This window comes from Crocinitomicaceae bacterium (genome assembly GCA_016708105.1).
Taxonomy (GTDB): domain Bacteria; phylum Bacteroidota; class Bacteroidia; order Flavobacteriales_D; family Crocinitomicaceae; genus JADJGJ01.
In genome coordinates, this window is sequence record JADJGJ010000001.1 from 1,120,146 (window position 1) to 1,138,403 (window position 18,258).

The following is an 18,258-nucleotide window of genomic DNA, read 5'->3' on the forward strand; positions in this document are numbered from 1 at the left end:
GATTATTTCAGCGGGTATGATGTTTACATTGACCTGATTTTTTTGCAGGATTTTCCGGCACCGGATCGTTGCCTGAGCCACCCCAAGGGTGACAACTCAGTATGCGTTTTGTTCCTAGATATAGACCTTTGAATGGCCCCCATTCTTTTATCGCTTCAATCATGTAATGGCTGCATGTTGGGTTATATCTGCATGATTGCGGTAAAATGGGAGAGATAATCCATTGGTAAAGTTTGACAGGAATTATCAGAACGTACCCAATCAACCTGAGAAAAAATTTCAGTACAATCATTTCACGTAAGATTCTCTGACTACCAGTGCGTAATAACCATCTTCAATTTGAATGTAGCCCTGATCATAGCAGAAAAAATATTTTCCACCTTTTCTGGTTTCATACACATTGGTGAAGTAAGCAAAATTAAAACCCTCTTCCATCAGCGCTGTGCCTGCAACTTTTGCTTTTCCGTTAGGATTAAATTCTGCCAAGATGCGTCGGTTTTTTCGCAAAATATTATTCACCCGTCGCATGTAATTACTCGTATCACGATTCTCTTCATTGTGTTTTGAATTGCGACAATAATCAGAACAAAATCGTTTGTCTGAACGACCCAGAATTTTTTCCCCGCAGTGTTCACATGTGCGGTTTTTTTCGTCGCGTAGTCCCATGGGATGTATTTTGATGGGTAAAGATAGGGAATTAGGGATTAGGTCTTAGGACTTAGGGGAAAGAATGGAGGGGTTAGGGCCTTAGGGATAGGGAAGAAGGAATTAGGGAAGAGGGATTAGGGAAGAGGGATTAGGGCATTGGGCATTCTGCCCAAAAACCCAAAACCCCATTACCAAACTCCCAATTCCTAATTGCCAACTCCTAACCCCTAAGTGCTAACTCCTAACTCCTAACCCCTAAACCCTAACTCCTAACTCCTAACCCCTAAGTGCTAACTCCTAACTCCTAAACCCTAATTCCTAACTCCTAAGCCCTAACTCCTAACCCCTAACTCCTAACCCCTAAGTCCTAACTCCCCAAAAATCACTATCTTCACAACGTGTACGGAAAAATTGATATACAAGAACTGGCCAAGTTCGGCAACCTTGAGTTTGTTGCCAAGCAAGTGGTTGAAGGATTTATTACCGGATTACACCGGTCTCCTTTTCATGGATTTTCAGTAGAGTTTGCTGAGCATCGCATTTATAATACAGGTGAATCAACCCGGCATATTGATTGGAAATTGTACGCGAAAACAGATAAACTTTTCATCAAGCGATACGAAGAAGAAACCAATTTGCGTTGCCGAATTGTGTTGGATATTTCTTCGTCCATGTATTTTCCTGAAATCACCAAATCAAATCCGTTAAATAAATTAGGCTTCAGTGTTTATGCTATTGCATCACTCATTGAATTATTAAAACATCAACGTGATGGAGTAGGGTTGAGCATTTTTGAAGACGGAATAAAATTTGAAAGCGCCATCAAAACATCCAACGCACATCACCGCATGCTTTTTCATGAATTGGAAAATTGCATGACCTCGCAGCAGCAAACACTCAACCGCAAAACCACCTTGGTAAACATGTTGCATGAGGTGGCTGAAAACAATCATAAAAGATCCCTCATTATTCTGTTTTCAGATTTCTTCACGCATGAAAAAATGGATGAATTGACAGATGCTTTTCTACATTTAAAACACAATAGGCATGAGATCATTCTCTTCCACGTTGCAGATAAAAAACACGAACTTGATTTTGAATTCCCAAATAAGCCAACCACCTTCATTGATTTAGAGACCGGCGAAAAGTTGAAACTCAGACCCGGAGAAATAAAAAACGCCTATACACAACAGGTAAATCAACTGATGACAGACTTAAAACTTGCATGTACCCGATTTAAAATTGACTTTGTTGAGGTTGACATTAACAGTTCGGTAGCCATGATATTACAACAGTTTTTAGTTAAGCGCCAAAAAATAATCTGAGATTTTTTTCAGAATCTACTTGCATAGAACGAAAATATCCTTACTTTTGTGCCTCCTTTACAGGAGATCATTGGTAAACGATTAATGATTAAAAAAGCCTAAGCGGTCAATTGAAAACACACGAAATCTTTAAGGCTGGCTGTTGTCAGCGCAAAAGATTGCAAGATATTCGGTTTGGTAGTTCAGTTGGTTAGAATACGTGCCTGTCACGCACGGGGTCGCGGGTTCGAGTCCCGTCCAGACCGCTTTTAAAGCATAGTCTATATGGCTGTAGACTTAGAAACCCTCAGGTGTTAAGGCACTTGGGGGTTTTGCTTTTAATACTTAGGTAGAATTGTGCAGATGGAAAAGTGGATCATACCCAAAAGTTGGGAACTAGGCATAAATTTTGGCTAGTCTGTAAAGAAAAAAATCTACGTTTTTCACTCCTCTAAATTGATTTCTAGAGGCTTTTATCTTGGCGTTAAATGATTCGGCAGAAACATTAGTACTCCGTTTATATCAAATGGGTTGTGACCCGATAAATTCCTGTTATTTATATTTTACAACGAAAAATAATACTCCTTCATTTTTTGCGCCATTAAAAATCTGCGCTGTGTCAAAAATTCTGTATAATCAAGTTCTGTCATTTCTGCTATGCTGAGCGGAACACAGTTAGCCTTTAAATTGTTTTCGAGTTCTGCTGCGGTGCTGATACCACTGACTAATTTACCATGATCGATCTGTGTTTTGACCAAATCAAAATAATCTTTTGGAGCTTTGTTGCCAACTTTAATGTTGATCTCTGACTGCATGTACACATAGTTTGCAATTTGATTGTACTTGCCTCTTTCGTATCCATTCTTTTTCAAATAGTCTTTCGGGAACAAATGATGAATATCTCCACGTAAAGAAATTAAATCACCAACTGTTACATCGCGTGATAAAAATCCTTTGTCATTTGCTTTTACTTGCGACGCCAGAAAAACATGGAAGTACGGACTGCTGGCAACAGAAGTATCCAAATTTTGCGGTAGTGCTGCGTTCCAATATGCGTCTGATAATTCTCCCTCTTCTTTTTCTTTGATTATTTCTTCGAATGGTCTACTCGCAACTTGCTTGATGTCATAATCGAACGTAGATTCAGGTGATCCAGAATATCTACCTGTAAGTATAGACATTACAAACCAACGCCGAACATAGGTTTCTATCTTAACCGAATTGACATTTTGATCTTTTAATTTTAAATAAAGCGCGTAAGCAAAGTTCACCGCATTTTGTGATCGAATCAATTTAGGCGAAATAAAACCTGCCGATTTTATAATCATCAAAAAGCGCTTGAAATTTGTTTCGTTGATGAAATTGTTTACACCAACTTTGAGTGTATCGAAAGATTGTTCTGTAATACTTTCTTCGAACGTTCTTGTTTCAAAGTTACGACCTGATAATAGACTGACCAAATCAGATATTCTACCACGATTGAATTGTGAGGTAAATGCAACGCGAATTAAATCATTATAATCCGGATCATACAAATCTTCATTTTCACTTTTCAGCCATGCCATTTTTGCAAAAAATTCTGTTTTGGCAAACTCAGGATCGTTGTCAATGATATGCTTATAAAACTCTGGCGATATAGTCAAGTGACAGAAATAATCAATTGCCTTGCGCAAAATATTTCCATCGTAATCTGTATTGGCAGCAATTTTACTCATGGCAAAATCAGCTTGACTCAACACCACCCCTTTAGAGTTAATTCGAATAAAAATTTCAGTGACTGTTTCTATGTCCAAATCAGCTGACAGCTCGATCATCCCAATTTGTTTTTTTGGAATGTTTAATAAATTTGAAAAAGATCTTTCTATGAAATCTTCATCCGCATCCGGGTTTTGCTCTTTAAAGGTGCGTACCAATTTTAAAATACTGATGCTGCCATTAAGTGCTTCAGAAATATCAGGTATCCAATTTTTATCTTTTAAGATTGCTGGATTTTGAACTTCAAATTTCTCTTCAAGTGGATTAAACGCAATCTTAATTTTTACACGCTTATAAGTTTTATCAACCACGTATTCACCCAGTATGGCAGCAGTTAATGCAGTTACACGCTGTTGGCCATCAATCAATATTTTTTTACCAGCACTTACCGTTCCATCCTTCAATCTAACGTTCGGATTTTGCCACGCAATGACATAACCCACAGGAAAACCCTGATACAAACTATCCATCAAATCACGAACCTTCGAACTATCCCATACAAAAGGGCGTTGAATTTCTGGTATGGCTATCTCACCACTGCGAACCCATGCTAGAAGGGTTTCTATGAGTTGTTGATTGACTGAATACTTTTGCATATTTTTTTATTAACGTAATATTTTCTTCTTTTCAGATTCAAATTCATCTTGTGTCAATGCACCAGATTCACGCATTTTATTTAGTCGTTCAATTTTGTCCAAATTATCAGATGAATTTATTGAATGCGTTTTGACCACTGTATCTAGAGCCTCTGATTTTGCTTTGTGTTTTGCACGACTGTTTGACAGAACCACCACAGCAATTATCAAACCAATGAATCCAAGAACTCCGACAATTATCGTTGTTTGCCATGGCCCCATTATTCCCATAAAAACTACTTTCATATTATTTTGTTTAATTTATTTTTTACCCAACCTCCGGCCAATTCTTAAATTGCCCTTCAGCTTGTTCCATGATTTCTTGTAAAATTTTATTGAGTTGATCTAAATCAACTTTTCCGCGAAGTTCTCTTTTAATTGCGAGGCGAATTGCTGCTTTGGCATCTTCTTTTTTGGTCCAGTCAATTTCCAAATTGTCTTTGACGGCTTTGCAGACGGCGTGGACAACATTTTGAATTGGACCGGCTTCTTGTATGATTTCTTTTTTGGCGTGGATGATGTCGTAGAAGGCTAACTCTTCATCAGAGATGCCGAGTTCTTTTTGGCGCTTCTCTTCTTCCTGCATTTCTTTGGCGCGCTCTACCAATTCTAAAATGGTGGTGTAAGAATCAATTGCGTTTTTGTGGTATTGCTCAATGACTTTTTCTATTTCTTCTTTGAGTGAATTGTACTTGCGGATATTTTTATGCAAGCGTAAAGCAATTTCTCCTTTCAGAATGTTGCGCATCAATTCTATTTTTAATGCCAAGCCTGATTTGTCTTTTTTGGCGCCTAATAAAAAATCTTCGTTGAGAATAGAAACATCGGGACGCGCAATGCCCGCCATGGCAAATACATCAATGATTTGATCTGATTCAATACTCTGTGAAATTAAATCACGGACTTTTTTCTGATTGTCTTTTTTTCCGATGACGATTGATTTTGCTTTGCGAACTGCTGCCGAAATGTGTTGCACGTAAATTACATCCAATGCATATTCAGCAAGCTCTTCTCTACTTTTTACAATACTTACTAAACCAGTCAGCACTTTTTCATCTTTCATGAACTGATCTGCGAGCTGATCTGTTTTTAAAATAGCATTAGTTCCTTGATTGATCAACATCATTTTATCACCAGATGTCAATGCGCGCCATTTGCTGTAATCAATTTCAGCGGGTAAATGTGATTTACATTTTCCAACTTGATCAATGAACATTTCTAATGCTTTCTCAATATCAATTTTAGTTTCACCTCTACCACCACCTGCGGTGTATTTGTCTGTTGCAGATTTTAATTGATCACCAATTCCAATATAATCTACAATGACGCCTGATTGTTTATCTGCAAAAACTCGGTTGGCGCGTGCAATGGCTTGCATCAAATTATGACCGGTCATTACTTTATCCACGTACAGAGAATTAATAATAGGCGCATCAAAACCTGTTAACCACATGTCACGCACAATGACAATTTTCAAAGGATCATCTGGATTTTTAAATCTCTTTTTGATTGTTTCAAATTGATCTTTTGTTCTTACATGTTCTTTCCATTCTGGTGGATCTTTTGAAATATTAGAGGTGATGATGACCGCTACTTCAGGACATCCCTCTAATTTTGTAATGGCATCAAACATCTTCACACAATTTCTGCGACTCATACAAACAATCATGGCTTTACCTTCAAGCGTTTCTGTTCGATTGGTGAAGTGACGCAAAATATCTGCTGCAATTTTTTCTACTCTATCTTGTGAGCCTGCCGCATCTTCTATGGCGGCCCATTTCATGAAGCGTTCATCACTGTTGGCCTCTGTGATTTCGTCAACCTCCTCATCAATATTTTCATTTGCCAGATGCAATTTTGCCAAACGGGGTTCATAATAAATTGGAACGGTGGCACCATCTTCAACAGCTTGTTTGATGTCATAAGTGTGAATCACTTCACCAAATAATTCTTCGGTATCCGCATCTTTTTTATCAATGGGTGTTCCGGTGAAACCTATGAATGACGCATTGGGTAAAGCAGTTCTTAAATTGGCGGCGTAACCATCCAACAAACCGTATTGGGTGCGGTGCGCTTCATCTGCAATGACAATGATGTTATCTCTTGATGATAAAACGGGATGTACAATTTCACCTAATTCATTTCCGAGCGACGAAGTCAGCTCCAATTCGCTTGGGTCACAGAGCGACGAAGTCCGCTCCAATTCGCTTGCGAATTCCCCCGCGTCAACCTTCCCTCCTTGAGGAGGGCTAGGGAGGTGTCCCTTCAGCTCTGGCTTACGATTCAACACACCCCTATGCACCAAACTCAGTCTAAATTCAGTCTTATGTTCCTTGATATAGTTTTTAATATCTAGTAAAACGCTATCCATCAATTTTTCAACTGCCGAAGCAGAGAAACGAAGAAAGTTAATTCCTAAATCTTCTAAATTCTTCTGCCTTTTAGCGTCTCTCTGCTGAGCTTCCTCACTATCATGCACCGATCCATCTACTTCAATTGCCAACATAAGTTCAGGGCAGAAAAAATCTACGATGTAATGACCGATTGGTTTTTGCCGGTGAAAATCAACTCCCAATTTATCTCGTTTGAGTTGATTCCAAAGTAATACTTCAGATAAATTTTCTGCGTATCGGTTAGCTTTGACATGATCACCTAATTTATCATTGTACTTTAGGAATCCGGCTTTTGTGAAACCATTTTCATCAATGATGCTTAAATAGGGTTTGAAGAATTTTTCAAGTGCGGCTTGGTGTTCCCCCGCCCCGACCCCCTCCGTCCTGCGGACAACTCCCTTTGGGGAGGAATTTTTAAGGCGGAACTTTTCAATGGTGGTGAAGATAACGCCTCCGGCATCGGTGTCTAAAAGACGGCGCAATTCATCTGTGCTTGTTGCATGCGTAACTTCACCTACAATATCTTTACACAAAACAAAATTTTCATAGAGTTGCCAATCCAAATCATTACGGTCAACTTGCACTACAATGGTTGGATTTTTGAGCTCCGGTAACTGACGCAAAATACCGGTGTAAATGGCCATTGAAATACTTTTACCAGAGCCTTGCGTATGCCAGATGACACCAATGCGGCCATCACCAATAGGCTTAATAGAATCTTTGGTTTTTTCTACTGCAAAATTGACTCCAAAATATTGGTGATACTTGGCGCCTTTTTTAATTAAAGTTCCGTTGTGATCTTCAAAAAATATAAAATGTTTGAGGTAATTCAGTAAACGATCTTTGCCAAATAATCCATGCAATAAAGAGTGCAACTGAAAATCATTTTCATCTACAATGTCTTTTCCATTGACAGATTTCCAGGGAGCAAACCATTCCATGCTTGCCGGAAACATGCCGTGCTGCGCCGTTTTACCATCACTGATAATGGTGAGCGCATTGTACTCAAACAAAAGCGGAATATCTTGTTTGTAATGTTGTATTTGATTGAAAGCTTCGTTTTCTGTGGTGTTGTGATCAAACCAATTTTTAAATTCAAAAATGATGAGAGGCAAACCATTTATATAAATCAACAAATCAGGAATGCGACGATTGCGCCCAACAATTTCTAATTGATTGACGCAGTAAAAAGTATTGTTTTCTGGATTTTCAAAATCGATTGGGTAAATGTGCAGCGCATTTTCTTTCTCATTTTGTTTCCAGGAGATATCAATTCCTTTGGTCAATTTTAAATGAAAATCACGGTTGCGATATTCCAAATCTGCACCGACATTGTTAGTGAATTCTTTGGCTGCTTCTTTCACCATTTCAGCCGGTAGTTGCGGGTATTTTTTTGCAATAAAATTTTGTAATACATCTTCCAATACCACCGTGCGCGCCTCACGTGTAAAACTTGCACCATGCACATGCTCATAGCCCATTTGCTCTAACCACTCAATGGCAGCTTGTTCAATATGGAATTCTTTCAAATCGGTCATATCAATTCTTTTGTACTAATACTTCCTCCCCGCGGGGAGGTGTCCGCAGGACGGAGGGGGTCCTTTTTTACTCTGATTTCTCCGCTGATTAATTTTGGGAGCAGGTAATCACGAGTTTGTTTCAATAAATTATTTTCCTTGAGATTATTTGCCATTTGATCGAATAACGGTGAGATAAATTCAGTGGATTTTTTTAACGCTTCGATTTTAGTCCCGTATATTTCTATTGATTCTATTTCACTACCGCTGATATTTGGCTGTGCACTGCCGGTAGATTTGTTCAAGATAAAATTTTGAAATTCCTTAGAGTTGACAAATAGGTACGCTAGTTTATCTGCATAGTCAAATTTTGGAACTAATAAACCTACACGCTGATTTAACCATAATGTCTTTGTTGTTTGTTCTACCATGCCTATCTTACCTATTTCGGCTCCTGTCATTGCGATTAAAACATCTTTTGATTTAACTCTAAATTTAGCATCAAGTTTAAATGCTTCTTCTTCAGCGATAAAGTCCGTTGAGTAAATGTCAACAAAACCGTTGTTTATGTTTTTAATTTTTAATACTGCATGATTACCATTTGTAACAAATCTATCTCCTTTAAATGCGTATCCATTCTGCAACGAAATTAAATCACCTAATAAAATTTTTTTTGGTTCATTATTTTTAAGAGTATTTTGAAGATAAGCGTTGGCCATTTCTTCTAAGGTTTTATTTGTTTGGAGGTTTAGTTCAATTTTGTCATCGAGGGCTGAGAGGATTTCGGCGATGGCTTGTTGTTCTTTTAGGGGGGGGAGGTCAACGATAAAATCGAAAATATCCGTAAGCTTAATGCTTGCTTGATTCGCACTTCCTTGTGCCGCCGTTGTTATATATTTTAAAAACCGCTCTGCTTTAAGAGAATAGTATAGGAACCTATTATCTAGGTTATGGTTTGATATTAATTTAACAGCATTCTGATTGAGTAGAGCGCCCTCAGCTTCTTTAGGAACACGAATTACCTTGCCCACAACAGATGAATAATTTGGTGGCCAAGAACCAACTGTCGCTATTACGACTTCATCAAATTTTAGCATATAATCTCTAAGGTCATTAGCTAGATTGTTATTAATTCGATGACAAGTGCTCAGATTAATTGAATTTTCTGTAGTATCAGATATTCTCACTACCGGAACTCCGCCTGATTCAAACCATGCGGATTTGAAAGCAAATCCCTTTTTGTGCTGTACTAATTCACCTAGTTTATATTTTTTCCAGTTGTTTGGCATTAGATCTGATCTTTAATCGCAGAATAAAATTTCACATTTTCAAGCAACACTTCTTTCCAATCTAAAAATCCAAAAGTTGGACGAAATACGCCATTCTCTTGCTGACCTGTTTTTATGTGCTTAACTATTCCATTCCCTTTATATTGTGTGAGATTGAACGTGCTATCCAAATTTAATGTGTACTCATATCGAAATTCTTGCCAAATGTAGCTTACAAGATCGTTACTGTTTGGAACTTGTGTTGCGCCATGCAGAATGAAAAATTCATCATCAAAATTCACCTTATTTGTCACGTGAACTTCTTCGAGGGATTCAATTTTTTTTATGAGTAAATCTGTGTTTCCCAAATTAGTGAAAAACATTATCACTGAAGAATAGCTCCCATATTTGAAAAAAGTATGTGAGTGGAAATTACTGTTCTCCAATTTAGACTTATTTGGTTGTAGCCGGATAGTTTGCAATTTTAGAAGTTCTCGAAGGGTTAATTGACCTGCATTCATTAAAGCCGTTGCCAATAAAATAAATTTCTGATACATGGGATTACTCAGATATCCATTCGGATTCCTATGTCTATCGATGTTTTTAATTATTGAAAGCGTAACTCGATCATTGTTGTAGTCAAACTTTTTCGTGCTGTAGTACTTATTTATATATCCTTCAAAATTTGACTTTGGTCCATATCTATATGCATAAATATTATGCAAGTTCTCGTAGTCGGCTACCAAAATTATTCTATCAAAATCAAATTTATTGTGCTCATCTTCTCTTCTAAACTTGTAGGAATCATAATGTGCTGAAAAGACATTTAGAATTCTGAAGATGTGATCTGGATCCATTCTGTCAAGGTCGTCAATTAAAAGAACTACTTCCTTTTTTTCCGTTTCCTGTATTCTGTTTATGTACTTTCTGATTAAATGAGAAACAAAATTGTCCTCAAATAATCCTCCCTCACGGTTCATGAATTCGTTAAAAAATTCCTGACCAAGTACCTTTTCATTTGTATTTAGCTTCTGATGATAATCGATGAATTCATCCTTTAATGAATCAAATTTCTCAAACATCTGATACATGTTTTGGCCCAGGGTTGGAGATAAAAGTAGCAGGGGCGCTAATAATTTATGTGCATTCTTTTTGAAAAAATCACTAAAAGCTTTTCCTGTGCTGGTACTTTTTTGGTCAAATTCAATTCCGGAATTAAGCAGTTGAATAAGCAACTCACATTTTATATACGTAAAAATGTCTTCATTTTTTGCGACCGAGTAGTTTACTGGATAGAGTTTAAAAACGTGGTATTTGTTTTTTCTTTCTTCAAAAAAATAATCTAAGAAAGTGGACTTCCCTTTTCCAAATGGAGCTGAAAATAGAATTTTTATATTCCGTGGATCACGGAGGTGTTCTTCAAAACCATTAGTTGGTAATGTGCTGTCCAACAATTCAATCAGTTCATAGACTAAGCGTAAGTTCTTATATTCTTCAACATTCTTAAGATGTTCTTTATTGGAGTCATCGAACATGAATTCAAGCGCCTTAAAATCTTCAAGGTGGTCACGAAAATTAATTTTGAAAGAAGAATCCTTTTCCGCCTGTGAAAGATGTATTGGATGGGTTGATTCTCCTCCACCAAAATGTGTTATTCTGATAATTATCTTAGGTGCCTGATAGGATTTTCCCTTTTCAAGAGGATCAAACTCCATGCGGATTAGATTGATAAATGGATTTTCGGCATCAACATTTAATCGATACCATTGATTTGGTTTTTCTAATTTTAATGTGTGCCTTGACATACTATTTTATTAAACTCTTCAAATTCTTCTCAATCCTCTCCTGCAACTCATTTGACTTAGCAAACTGCTCTTTCAAAGTAGCTGTGAGTTGTTTCATTTTTTGTTCATTTTTTGCATCTGTTCATAAATTATGAACAAGCCGATATATTGTAATAATTTCTATTCTTCTAATCCTTTACAATTTTCTTGATGACATACCCAAACCCCAGACTTTATTTTTAAGAAAATAATTGCTGTTTATAATCACCTTAATTATTCAATATGGCCAAAATATTTAATTTTAATTAATAATTACATATACACAACTATCTGACATATAATATATTAGGATATTTAAATATTTAATTTATTTTTCATTTATTTATTTTTTGCCAAAGAATATTTTCTATTCTTTTTAGGTCCTTCGGCAATTAAAACACCTTCTTTTACCAATTTATATATAGTCTTTTGGACATCTTGAATGGAAATATCCCCCAAACGTACATGAATTTCAGATTTACTGCTGGACAGATGATATTTTAAATCTTCTTCAATTAAGGCACCTAACCGATGCGGCTCAATTGTTTTTAATGAAGGTTTAATGTTAATTTTGGCCGAGGAATATATTTTGGGGTTTATTAAATACTCTGTTCCCTTCTTAATTCCTCTGCTGATAAGTATAGATTGCTGAATTAAAGTACCAACCCAATTTCTTAACCTGTCTTCAGATGGCAATTGAAGTAAATGAGACAAAGTTGTTGTCATTATTTTTTTATGTTGAGCAACAATACCGGTAACAATAATCTCTTTTTGAGTCAGCGAATAATTATTTGAAATGAAATCAATAATTCCAAGCACTTCATCATCAACTGTATTTGACCTGACCGTTACTTTTAATTTATTCAAATCACTTTCAATTTCTGGAAATGTTTTTCCATCACGGCTAAGTTTTTCAAAAATGAGATCATATCCAGAACCTTCACCTTCCATCAGACCAAGGTCATGAAGAATATTAATCAGGTGTGGATTTCTTCTTTGCCGTTCATGCAAAATATTATCCTTAGAAATACCCATTGGCAAGCCGCCAGGATTTGTAATCTCCAAACGGTCAGAGTATACTTCAATAAAAACATCTCCAGAAATTGTATAGCGTTTGTGAGCAACTGCGTTCACCAACAATTCTCGAATCACCTCTTTCGCATAATGCGGAACTTGTTTTCTAAAAAGCCCATTTGGAAATTCAGTTGCGTAATTTAATTCAACTGCCGTCTTTTCTATTTCCAACAATAGATCTTTCGGATTCAAATCAAAATTACTCCAATTCAATTTTCGGATTTTTTCACCCTTATCATTATAAACAAGATACTGCACACTTATTGGGTAAGCAATTCGACCCCGTTGTGCGGGAAAACCAAACCATAATATTCCTAGATTCGTTAAGAGACCATCGCGAATAAGCATGTAATGCTCCAATAGTTCCGTGTCATTTTTAGCCTTTACAAAATCAGATACTTTTTTAGATGCTCTAATGTCTTTCAGAAAACTTGAAACCTCTTTTAAGTTTACATCATTAATACCCATTTTGAAAGGAGTAACGAGCTCCCACTGAAAGGCATTTTTTTCTGCGGCCAACCGTGTAAGTTCATCTGAACCTACAGGTACACATTCATCACCCACTCTGATAAAGACTTTTCCACTCGTAGTGGTTGCAATGGTTCGCGATGAAGGTAAAACTGAAAAAGAAAAATATTCTCCACCATTTTCGTGAGCAAATCGTTCAGCATTCGCCAAACCGACACTATCAGTTAAATCTCTTAATCTTTTTAAAACTTCATTTATAACACCATCACCTATTTTCTGAGCTTGAGGGGGAACGTCCGCTTCATCTTCGATTCCAATAAAAATCATGCCACCTTGCGCATTTGCCAAACAAACGCAAGTTTCCGCAAGAGCTTTAAAATCGGCTGATTTACCAGTTACCTTTTTTAAACTTTTATATTCCGTATTTTTATTTTCAGTATTCATTTATTCTTTCACACATGTTTATTTAGACCATCTTGGTCAAGTTTGTCTCTATTCTCTTCTGCAACTCATTTGATTTAGCAAACTGTTCTTTCAAAGTAGCGGTGAGTTGTTTCATTTTTTCTTCAAAAGGCACATCATCAATTTCTGCAGCTTCACTGCCCACATAAATGCCTGGGGTTAATTTATAATCTTGTTTGATTACTTCTTCTAATGTTGCTGATTTGGAAAAGGCGGGGATGTCTGTGTAGGTTAGGTTAGTGGTGTGCCCCGCCCCCGACCCCCTCCGTCTGCCTTTGGCATCCACCTCCCCAAGGGGAGGAATGCCCCCGCCCCCATGTAATTCCTCCCCTTGGGGAAGAACGCTTGCACCCTCAAGTAATTCCTCCCCTTGGGGTAGCACGCCTGCACCCTCAAGTAATTCCTCCCCTTGGGGTATAACGCCTGCACCTACTAGTAATTCCTCCCCTTGGGGAGGTGTCCGCAGGGCGGAGGGGGTCCTACGCCACGCATGATAAGTACCCGCAATTTTTTCAATCTCCCCATCAGTCAACACACGCAATTTACGGCTTACCATTTCACCTAACTTGTTTGCGTCAATGAATAGAATTTCATTTTTGCGGGCGCGGTGTTGTTTGTTTCCGTTTCGTGTTTTACTCAGAAAAAACAAACATGCCGGAATACCGGTTGTCAAAAAAAGTTTGTCCGGCAAACGCACAATACAATCTACCATGCCTTCATTGATCATGTGTTCACGTACATTGCGTTCACCTTTGGTATTGGAAGTCATAGCACCGTTAGCCATTACTACTCCTGCAGTACCGTCTTTGCTCAAGTGATGCCACACGGTTTGAAACCACATGTAATTTGCATTTCCATCTGTGACCACCGGATCATTGGAATCTTTTATTTTAAAAAGTCGTGGATCATTTTCAGGTAAATCTTCAGGGTGCCATTGACTCACGTTAAAAGGTGGATTCATGATAATGTAATCCGCTTTTAATTCTGGTAATTTATCTTGCAATAATGAGTCACCTAATTCCAATTGAAAATTCAAATCACGCAAAGCCAAATTCATTTTTGCTAAACGCAAAGTTCCATCATAACGCTCTTGCCCATAAATGGCAATGTCTTTTTTACTTCCACCGTGTGCATTGATGAATTTCATGGACTGCACAAACATACCGCCACTGCCACAAGCCAAATCTGCAATTTTTCCTTTAAGAGGTTCCAGCATTTCAACCATCAAACGCACAATACAACCCGGTGTAAAAAATTGCCCGGCACCAGAACCTTCTGCAATTGCAAAACGCCCAATATAATATTCATAAATACGTCCCAACACATCACTTTCAGGATTGTGTTTTTCTGAAAACTTTGGATTGGAAAATAAATTAATCAACCCGGCAACTTGTCTTGATGATAATTGACTGCGCACAAATATGCGCGGTAAAATTCCTTTTAATTCTGGCCGGTATTGTGAAATGGAATTCTCTAATAATTCAAATGCATCATCCACTTTTACTTTGATGTCATCTTGCTCTGCATGATCTTGCAAATATTGCCACGTTGCCTCTTGCGGAATGATGTAGGTGTTTTTAGTTAAGTATTCATCTGGATCATTGACAATTTGGTTGATCTCTTTTTTATTGGTTCTATAATATTCAGAACTTGGCTCATTTACCAAACTCATCAATTCATCTCTGCGCGTTTCAAAACGCTCACTCATGTGTTTTAAAAAAATCAGAGACAAGACATACTCTTTGTACTGATTTTCTGCAACCGCACCACGTAATTCGTTGGCAACATTCCACAAATCTTTTTCAAAATCAATGTCGCCTTTTGCTTTGTAAATTTCTTTCTTTTGCTTTGCCATTTTATACTTTACCCATGACTATTGTGTTTTGGGACATCTAACTTAGTCAAAAAGTCGCACAAAAAAATGAGATTTATCGGGAAAAGTTAAGCCAGGTGTACCTTGACAAAACTTCGTTTGAATAAATGTATAGCAAATCTATCCTTTACCCTCCCCCAAATCAAACCAACAAATCCCCTTCATTCAACCCTAGAAAATTGATGACGTTTTGTGCAAACAAGGCATCGTGATATCCTTCGGTTAATTTCTTGAATTTTTTCTGATCTTTTTTGAGATTGGATTGTGGAACTACTACCCAAAAGTCAGTGCCAAACATGGTTTTAGTTTTCATAATTGCAAATGATGAATCATTTGAATGAAGATATTTTGCGAAATTTTCTGATGATTTTTTGTTGTTCAAATTGAATGAAAAATCAGCGTAGACATTTTTATATTTTTGCATTAAATCAAGAATAGTTTGTATGCGAACATGCAATTCGTTCTCTGATTTTTCCCATGCCCAATCACTGCCAAAATGCCCAAGGTTGAGGCGCAGTTTGGGAAATTCTTCCAGTACCGGAATCCAGTTGATGGGATCATTTAATTTTCTCGCATTGGCTTTTCTGTTTTCTTCATGTATTACTATGGGTGTTCTGAATTCTGAGGTATGAATTTTATCTTCAAAGGTTGAAATGATTTCACCTCCGCAATGTGCAGTTACTGGTATGTTAGCTCGTTCACAAACTTCCAATATGGGGGCAAGTGCCATGTCAGCGGGCAAATAACCGAGTGATGGATATATTTTAATTCCAAAAAATGTTGGACTCCCTTTTTTGAATGCTTCTATAAAGGCATCATACAATTCATTGTGTTTGTGCGCGGCGTTTTTTTTGCGTACGCGATCAGGATGCACCGGAAAAAATGGTAAGACCGGGTGATGTTTTGAAAGCTCAAGCAATTCTTTGTTTTGATCATGGTAAGTTTTTGAAATGCTGCCTTGCCAACCTGATTCTAAATCCATACCCAGTTGAATTGAGATGAGATCTTTCCCTCTGAAGTGGTGATGAATAGCGTGCTTTTGAAAATACTGATAAACGCTTTCCATTTTTCCGCTATTCAAAATTTTAAATACTTCTTTGATTCTTTTTTTCAAACCAATCCAGTCAACAGTTGGTAGTCCTTTCTCTTCTTTATCGTCGGAATCATCCGCATCATCTTTTTCAAAAACACGCAAATCAATTTCATGAAATAAACTATGTTTAGCTGCACGTTTGGCATAAATCAAATCAAGTAATTGATTAGCGTTTTGACAAGTGTTTTCATCACCAATTTGCTCACGAATTATACGGCGAACAATGAATCTGACTAATTTTTTTGCCAATGGATTATCTTCCAGATTCAGCATACGGATAACCATATAATCTGCATCTACACATTTTCCATCAAAGACATGTGAATGGGCATCAAATACAAAATTGTTTTTATCAAGAATATTTTTAGCCGGATCATTGATTCTTTTTTTTGCACACAGTTCAATTTGCTGAAGTGCGTCATCAATAAAAGCTTGTTCTTCTGCGGTGAACTTTAAATTCTTTGCCATAAAAAAACTTTCAGGATTGTAGGGAATGAAATTAGCAGAAAATTTGGAATTACAATTCCGTAGGCGCAAGTCGCGACCTGCGCCTACGGAATAAACGTTTACCTGATATCCTCAAAAGAAAGGTATCTTTGCACAACGTAAACCAAATATCAACCATGCAATTCAACCAACTGGGCATTGCCCAAACAATTCTAAATAATTTAATTCAGGAAGGATATGAGCAACCGACACCTGTGCAATCTCAAGCGATTCCTGTTCTATTAAAAGGGCGAGATTTATTGGGTTGCGCGCAAACCGGCACCGGCAAAACAGCTGCATTTGCTATTCCTATTTTGCAATTATTGAGTGAGCGTGGATTTGGCAACGGCAAGAAAAAAATTTTGAAAGTATTGGTGCTAACACCCACGCGTGAACTTGCTTCACAAATTGGTGAGAGTTTTAAAGTGTATGGTAAAGGACTTGGTTTAACACATACAGTAATTTTTGGCGGGGTTAACCAGAATCCTCAAGTTGCTCAAATGAAACAAGGGGTTGATATTTTAATTGCAACGCCCGGTCGTTTGATTGATTTGATGAATCAAGGGGTGATTAAATTAGACACCATTGATTTTTTTGTTTTAGATGAAGCAGACAGAATGCTTGACATGGGTTTTATTCATGATATCAATCGCATTTTGCCTAAACTGCCAAAAAAAAGACAGAGTATTTTCTTTTCTGCAACCATGCCTTTGTCTATAGCAAATCTTGCAAATGCTATTTTAACTAATCCTGAAATGGTGAAGGTTAATCCGGTTTCATCCACGGCAGAAACGGTGAAGCAAGAGGTGTATCACGTGATGAAATCCATGAAAAGAAATTTACTGAAACATATCATTGCAGAAAAAAACATGCAACAGGTTTTAGTTTTTTCACGCACCAAACATGGAGCTGATCGTGTGGCAAGAGAATTGGCGAAAGCAAATATTCCGGCTTCAGCCATTCACGGCGATAAAGCGCAAGGTGCAAGAGAACGGGCGCTTTCTCAATTTAAAGAAAGAAAAATAAAAGCGCTTGTTGCAACAGACATTGCCGCCCGTGGTATTGATATTGACAGCCTGGAATGGGTAATTAATTTTGATTTACCAAACGAACCTGAATCATACGTTCACCGCATTGGTAGAACAGGTAGAGCAGGCGCAAGCGGAACTGCCATATCATTTTGTGATATTGATGAGCGGCCATATTTGAAAGACATAGAAAAACTCATCAAAATAAAAATCAAAGAAATTACTGATCACCCTTTTCAAATCAATGCACGGGATGAGGCAGAACATCAGACCAACAAAGGGAAACAAACCTCAGGGCAGCAGCAAGGCAACAAGCGTGGAAATTCAAATCACGGCAACAATAAAAAAAGATCAACACAGCCTGCTGATAAAAATGAAAGCAAGAATAAAAAAAGATTTTTCAGAAAGGGTAGATAAGGGAGAATAGAATT

11 protein-coding genes, 1 tRNA gene and 2 pseudogenes are annotated in these 18,258 nt (G+C 37.4%); 3 read left to right on the plus strand and 11 right to left on the minus strand.

Going from position 1 to position 18,258, the window contains the following annotated elements; translation table 11 throughout:
- Nucleotides 1-7 precede the first annotated feature (7 nt).
- The gene (yidD, locus tag IPH66_04790) at nt 8-292 is read right to left on the minus strand and encodes a membrane protein insertion efficiency factor YidD (GenBank protein MBK7128671.1); all 285 of its coding nucleotides are present in this window, start codon (nt 290-292) and stop codon (nt 8-10) included.
- Complete coding sequence (locus IPH66_04795; GenBank protein ID MBK7128672.1) at nt 289-666, minus strand: hypothetical protein; 378 nt, start codon at nt 664-666, stop codon at nt 289-291. Before IPH66_04795 ends, yidD begins: the two co-directional genes overlap by 4 nt.
- 380 nt (nt 667-1,046) lie before the next feature.
- Here IPH66_04795 and IPH66_04800 point away from each other — a divergent pair, with 380 nt between their 5' ends.
- Both IPH66_04800 and IPH66_04805 read left to right on the plus strand, forming a co-directional pair.
- Nucleotides 1,047-1,973: a DUF58 domain-containing protein gene (locus tag IPH66_04800; protein MBK7128673.1), complete on the plus strand. Its 927-nt coding sequence runs from the start codon at nt 1,047-1,049 to the stop codon at nt 1,971-1,973.
- A 171-nt stretch (nt 1,974-2,144) separates the two neighbouring features.
- A tRNA-Asp gene (locus IPH66_04805) sits at nt 2,145-2,218 on the plus strand.
- A gap of 130 nt (nt 2,219-2,348) precedes the next feature.
- Here IPH66_04805 and IPH66_04810 read toward each other — a convergent pair.
- The 9 genes and pseudogenes from IPH66_04810 to IPH66_04850 form a co-directional block, all read right to left on the minus strand.
- Nucleotides 2,349-2,468 (minus strand): annotated as a pseudogene (locus IPH66_04810) (transposase).
- Between the two features lie 47 nt (nt 2,469-2,515).
- The gene (locus IPH66_04815; protein ID MBK7128674.1) at nt 2,516-4,303 is read right to left on the minus strand and encodes a DUF262 domain-containing protein; all 1,788 of its coding nucleotides are present in this window, start codon (nt 4,301-4,303) and stop codon (nt 2,516-2,518) included.
- Between the two features lie 9 nt (nt 4,304-4,312).
- Nucleotides 4,313-4,588 (minus strand): SHOCT domain-containing protein, encoded by a 276-nt coding sequence (locus tag IPH66_04820; GenBank protein MBK7128675.1) that lies wholly within the window; start codon nt 4,586-4,588, stop codon nt 4,313-4,315.
- A gap of 22 nt (nt 4,589-4,610) precedes the next feature.
- Nucleotides 4,611-8,273, minus strand: coding sequence for an HsdR family type I site-specific deoxyribonuclease (locus IPH66_04825; GenBank protein ID MBK7128676.1), 3,663 nt, complete (start codon nt 8,271-8,273; stop codon nt 4,611-4,613).
- Nucleotides 8,270-9,541: a restriction endonuclease subunit S gene (locus IPH66_04830; protein ID MBK7128677.1), complete on the minus strand. Its 1,272-nt coding sequence runs from the start codon at nt 9,539-9,541 to the stop codon at nt 8,270-8,272. Before IPH66_04830 ends, IPH66_04825 begins: the two co-directional genes overlap by 4 nt.
- Nucleotides 9,541-11,325 (minus strand): hypothetical protein, encoded by a 1,785-nt coding sequence (locus IPH66_04835; GenBank protein MBK7128678.1) that lies wholly within the window; start codon nt 11,323-11,325, stop codon nt 9,541-9,543. The genes IPH66_04830 and IPH66_04835 overlap by 1 nt, the downstream gene beginning before the upstream one ends.
- Before the next feature lie 357 nt (nt 11,326-11,682).
- The gene (locus IPH66_04840) at nt 11,683-13,329 is read right to left on the minus strand and encodes a putative DNA binding domain-containing protein (protein ID MBK7128679.1); all 1,647 of its coding nucleotides are present in this window, start codon (nt 13,327-13,329) and stop codon (nt 11,683-11,685) included.
- A 499-nt stretch (nt 13,330-13,828) separates the two neighbouring features.
- Nucleotides 13,829-15,202: pseudogene (locus IPH66_04845) on the minus strand (SAM-dependent DNA methyltransferase).
- A gap of 160 nt (nt 15,203-15,362) precedes the next feature.
- A complete protein-coding gene (locus IPH66_04850; protein MBK7128680.1) occupies nt 15,363-16,781 on the minus strand; it encodes an amidohydrolase family protein in 1,419 nt (472 codons plus the stop codon).
- 155 nt (nt 16,782-16,936) lie between these two features.
- On the opposite strand from IPH66_04850, the gene IPH66_04855 reads away from it, so the two are divergent.
- Entirely contained in the window at nt 16,937-18,244 is a 1,308-nt protein-coding gene (locus tag IPH66_04855) for a DEAD/DEAH box helicase (GenBank protein ID MBK7128681.1), read from the plus strand.
- Nucleotides 18,245-18,258: the final 14 nt, after the last annotated feature.

Excerpts from the sequence above, each read along its gene's own strand:
- IPH66_04825 (MBK7128676.1), bottom strand. The coding sequence starts at position 8,273 with ATGACCGATTTGAAAGAATTCCATATTGAACAAGCTGCCATTGAGTGG.
- yidD (MBK7128671.1), bottom strand. The coding sequence starts at position 292 with ATGATTGTACTGAAATTTTTTCTCAGGTTGATTGGGTACGTTCTGATA.
- IPH66_04855 (MBK7128681.1), top strand. The coding sequence starts at position 16,937 with ATGCAATTCAACCAACTGGGCATTGCCCAAACAATTCTAAATAATTTA.
- IPH66_04835 (MBK7128678.1), bottom strand. The coding sequence starts at position 11,325 with ATGTCAAGGCACACATTAAAATTAGAAAAACCAAATCAATGGTATCGA.
- IPH66_04815 (MBK7128674.1), bottom strand. The coding sequence starts at position 4,303 with ATGCAAAAGTATTCAGTCAATCAACAACTCATAGAAACCCTTCTAGCA.
- IPH66_04830 (MBK7128677.1), bottom strand. The coding sequence starts at position 9,541 with ATGCCAAACAACTGGAAAAAATATAAACTAGGTGAATTAGTACAGCAC.
- IPH66_04795 (MBK7128672.1), bottom strand. The coding sequence starts at position 666 with ATGGGACTACGCGACGAAAAAAACCGCACATGTGAACACTGCGGGGAA.
- IPH66_04850 (MBK7128680.1), bottom strand. The coding sequence starts at position 16,781 with ATGGCAAAGAATTTAAAGTTCACCGCAGAAGAACAAGCTTTTATTGAT.
- IPH66_04840 (MBK7128679.1), bottom strand. The coding sequence starts at position 13,329 with ATGAATACTGAAAATAAAAATACGGAATATAAAAGTTTAAAAAAGGTA.
- IPH66_04820 (MBK7128675.1), bottom strand. The coding sequence starts at position 4,588 with ATGAAAGTAGTTTTTATGGGAATAATGGGGCCATGGCAAACAACGATA.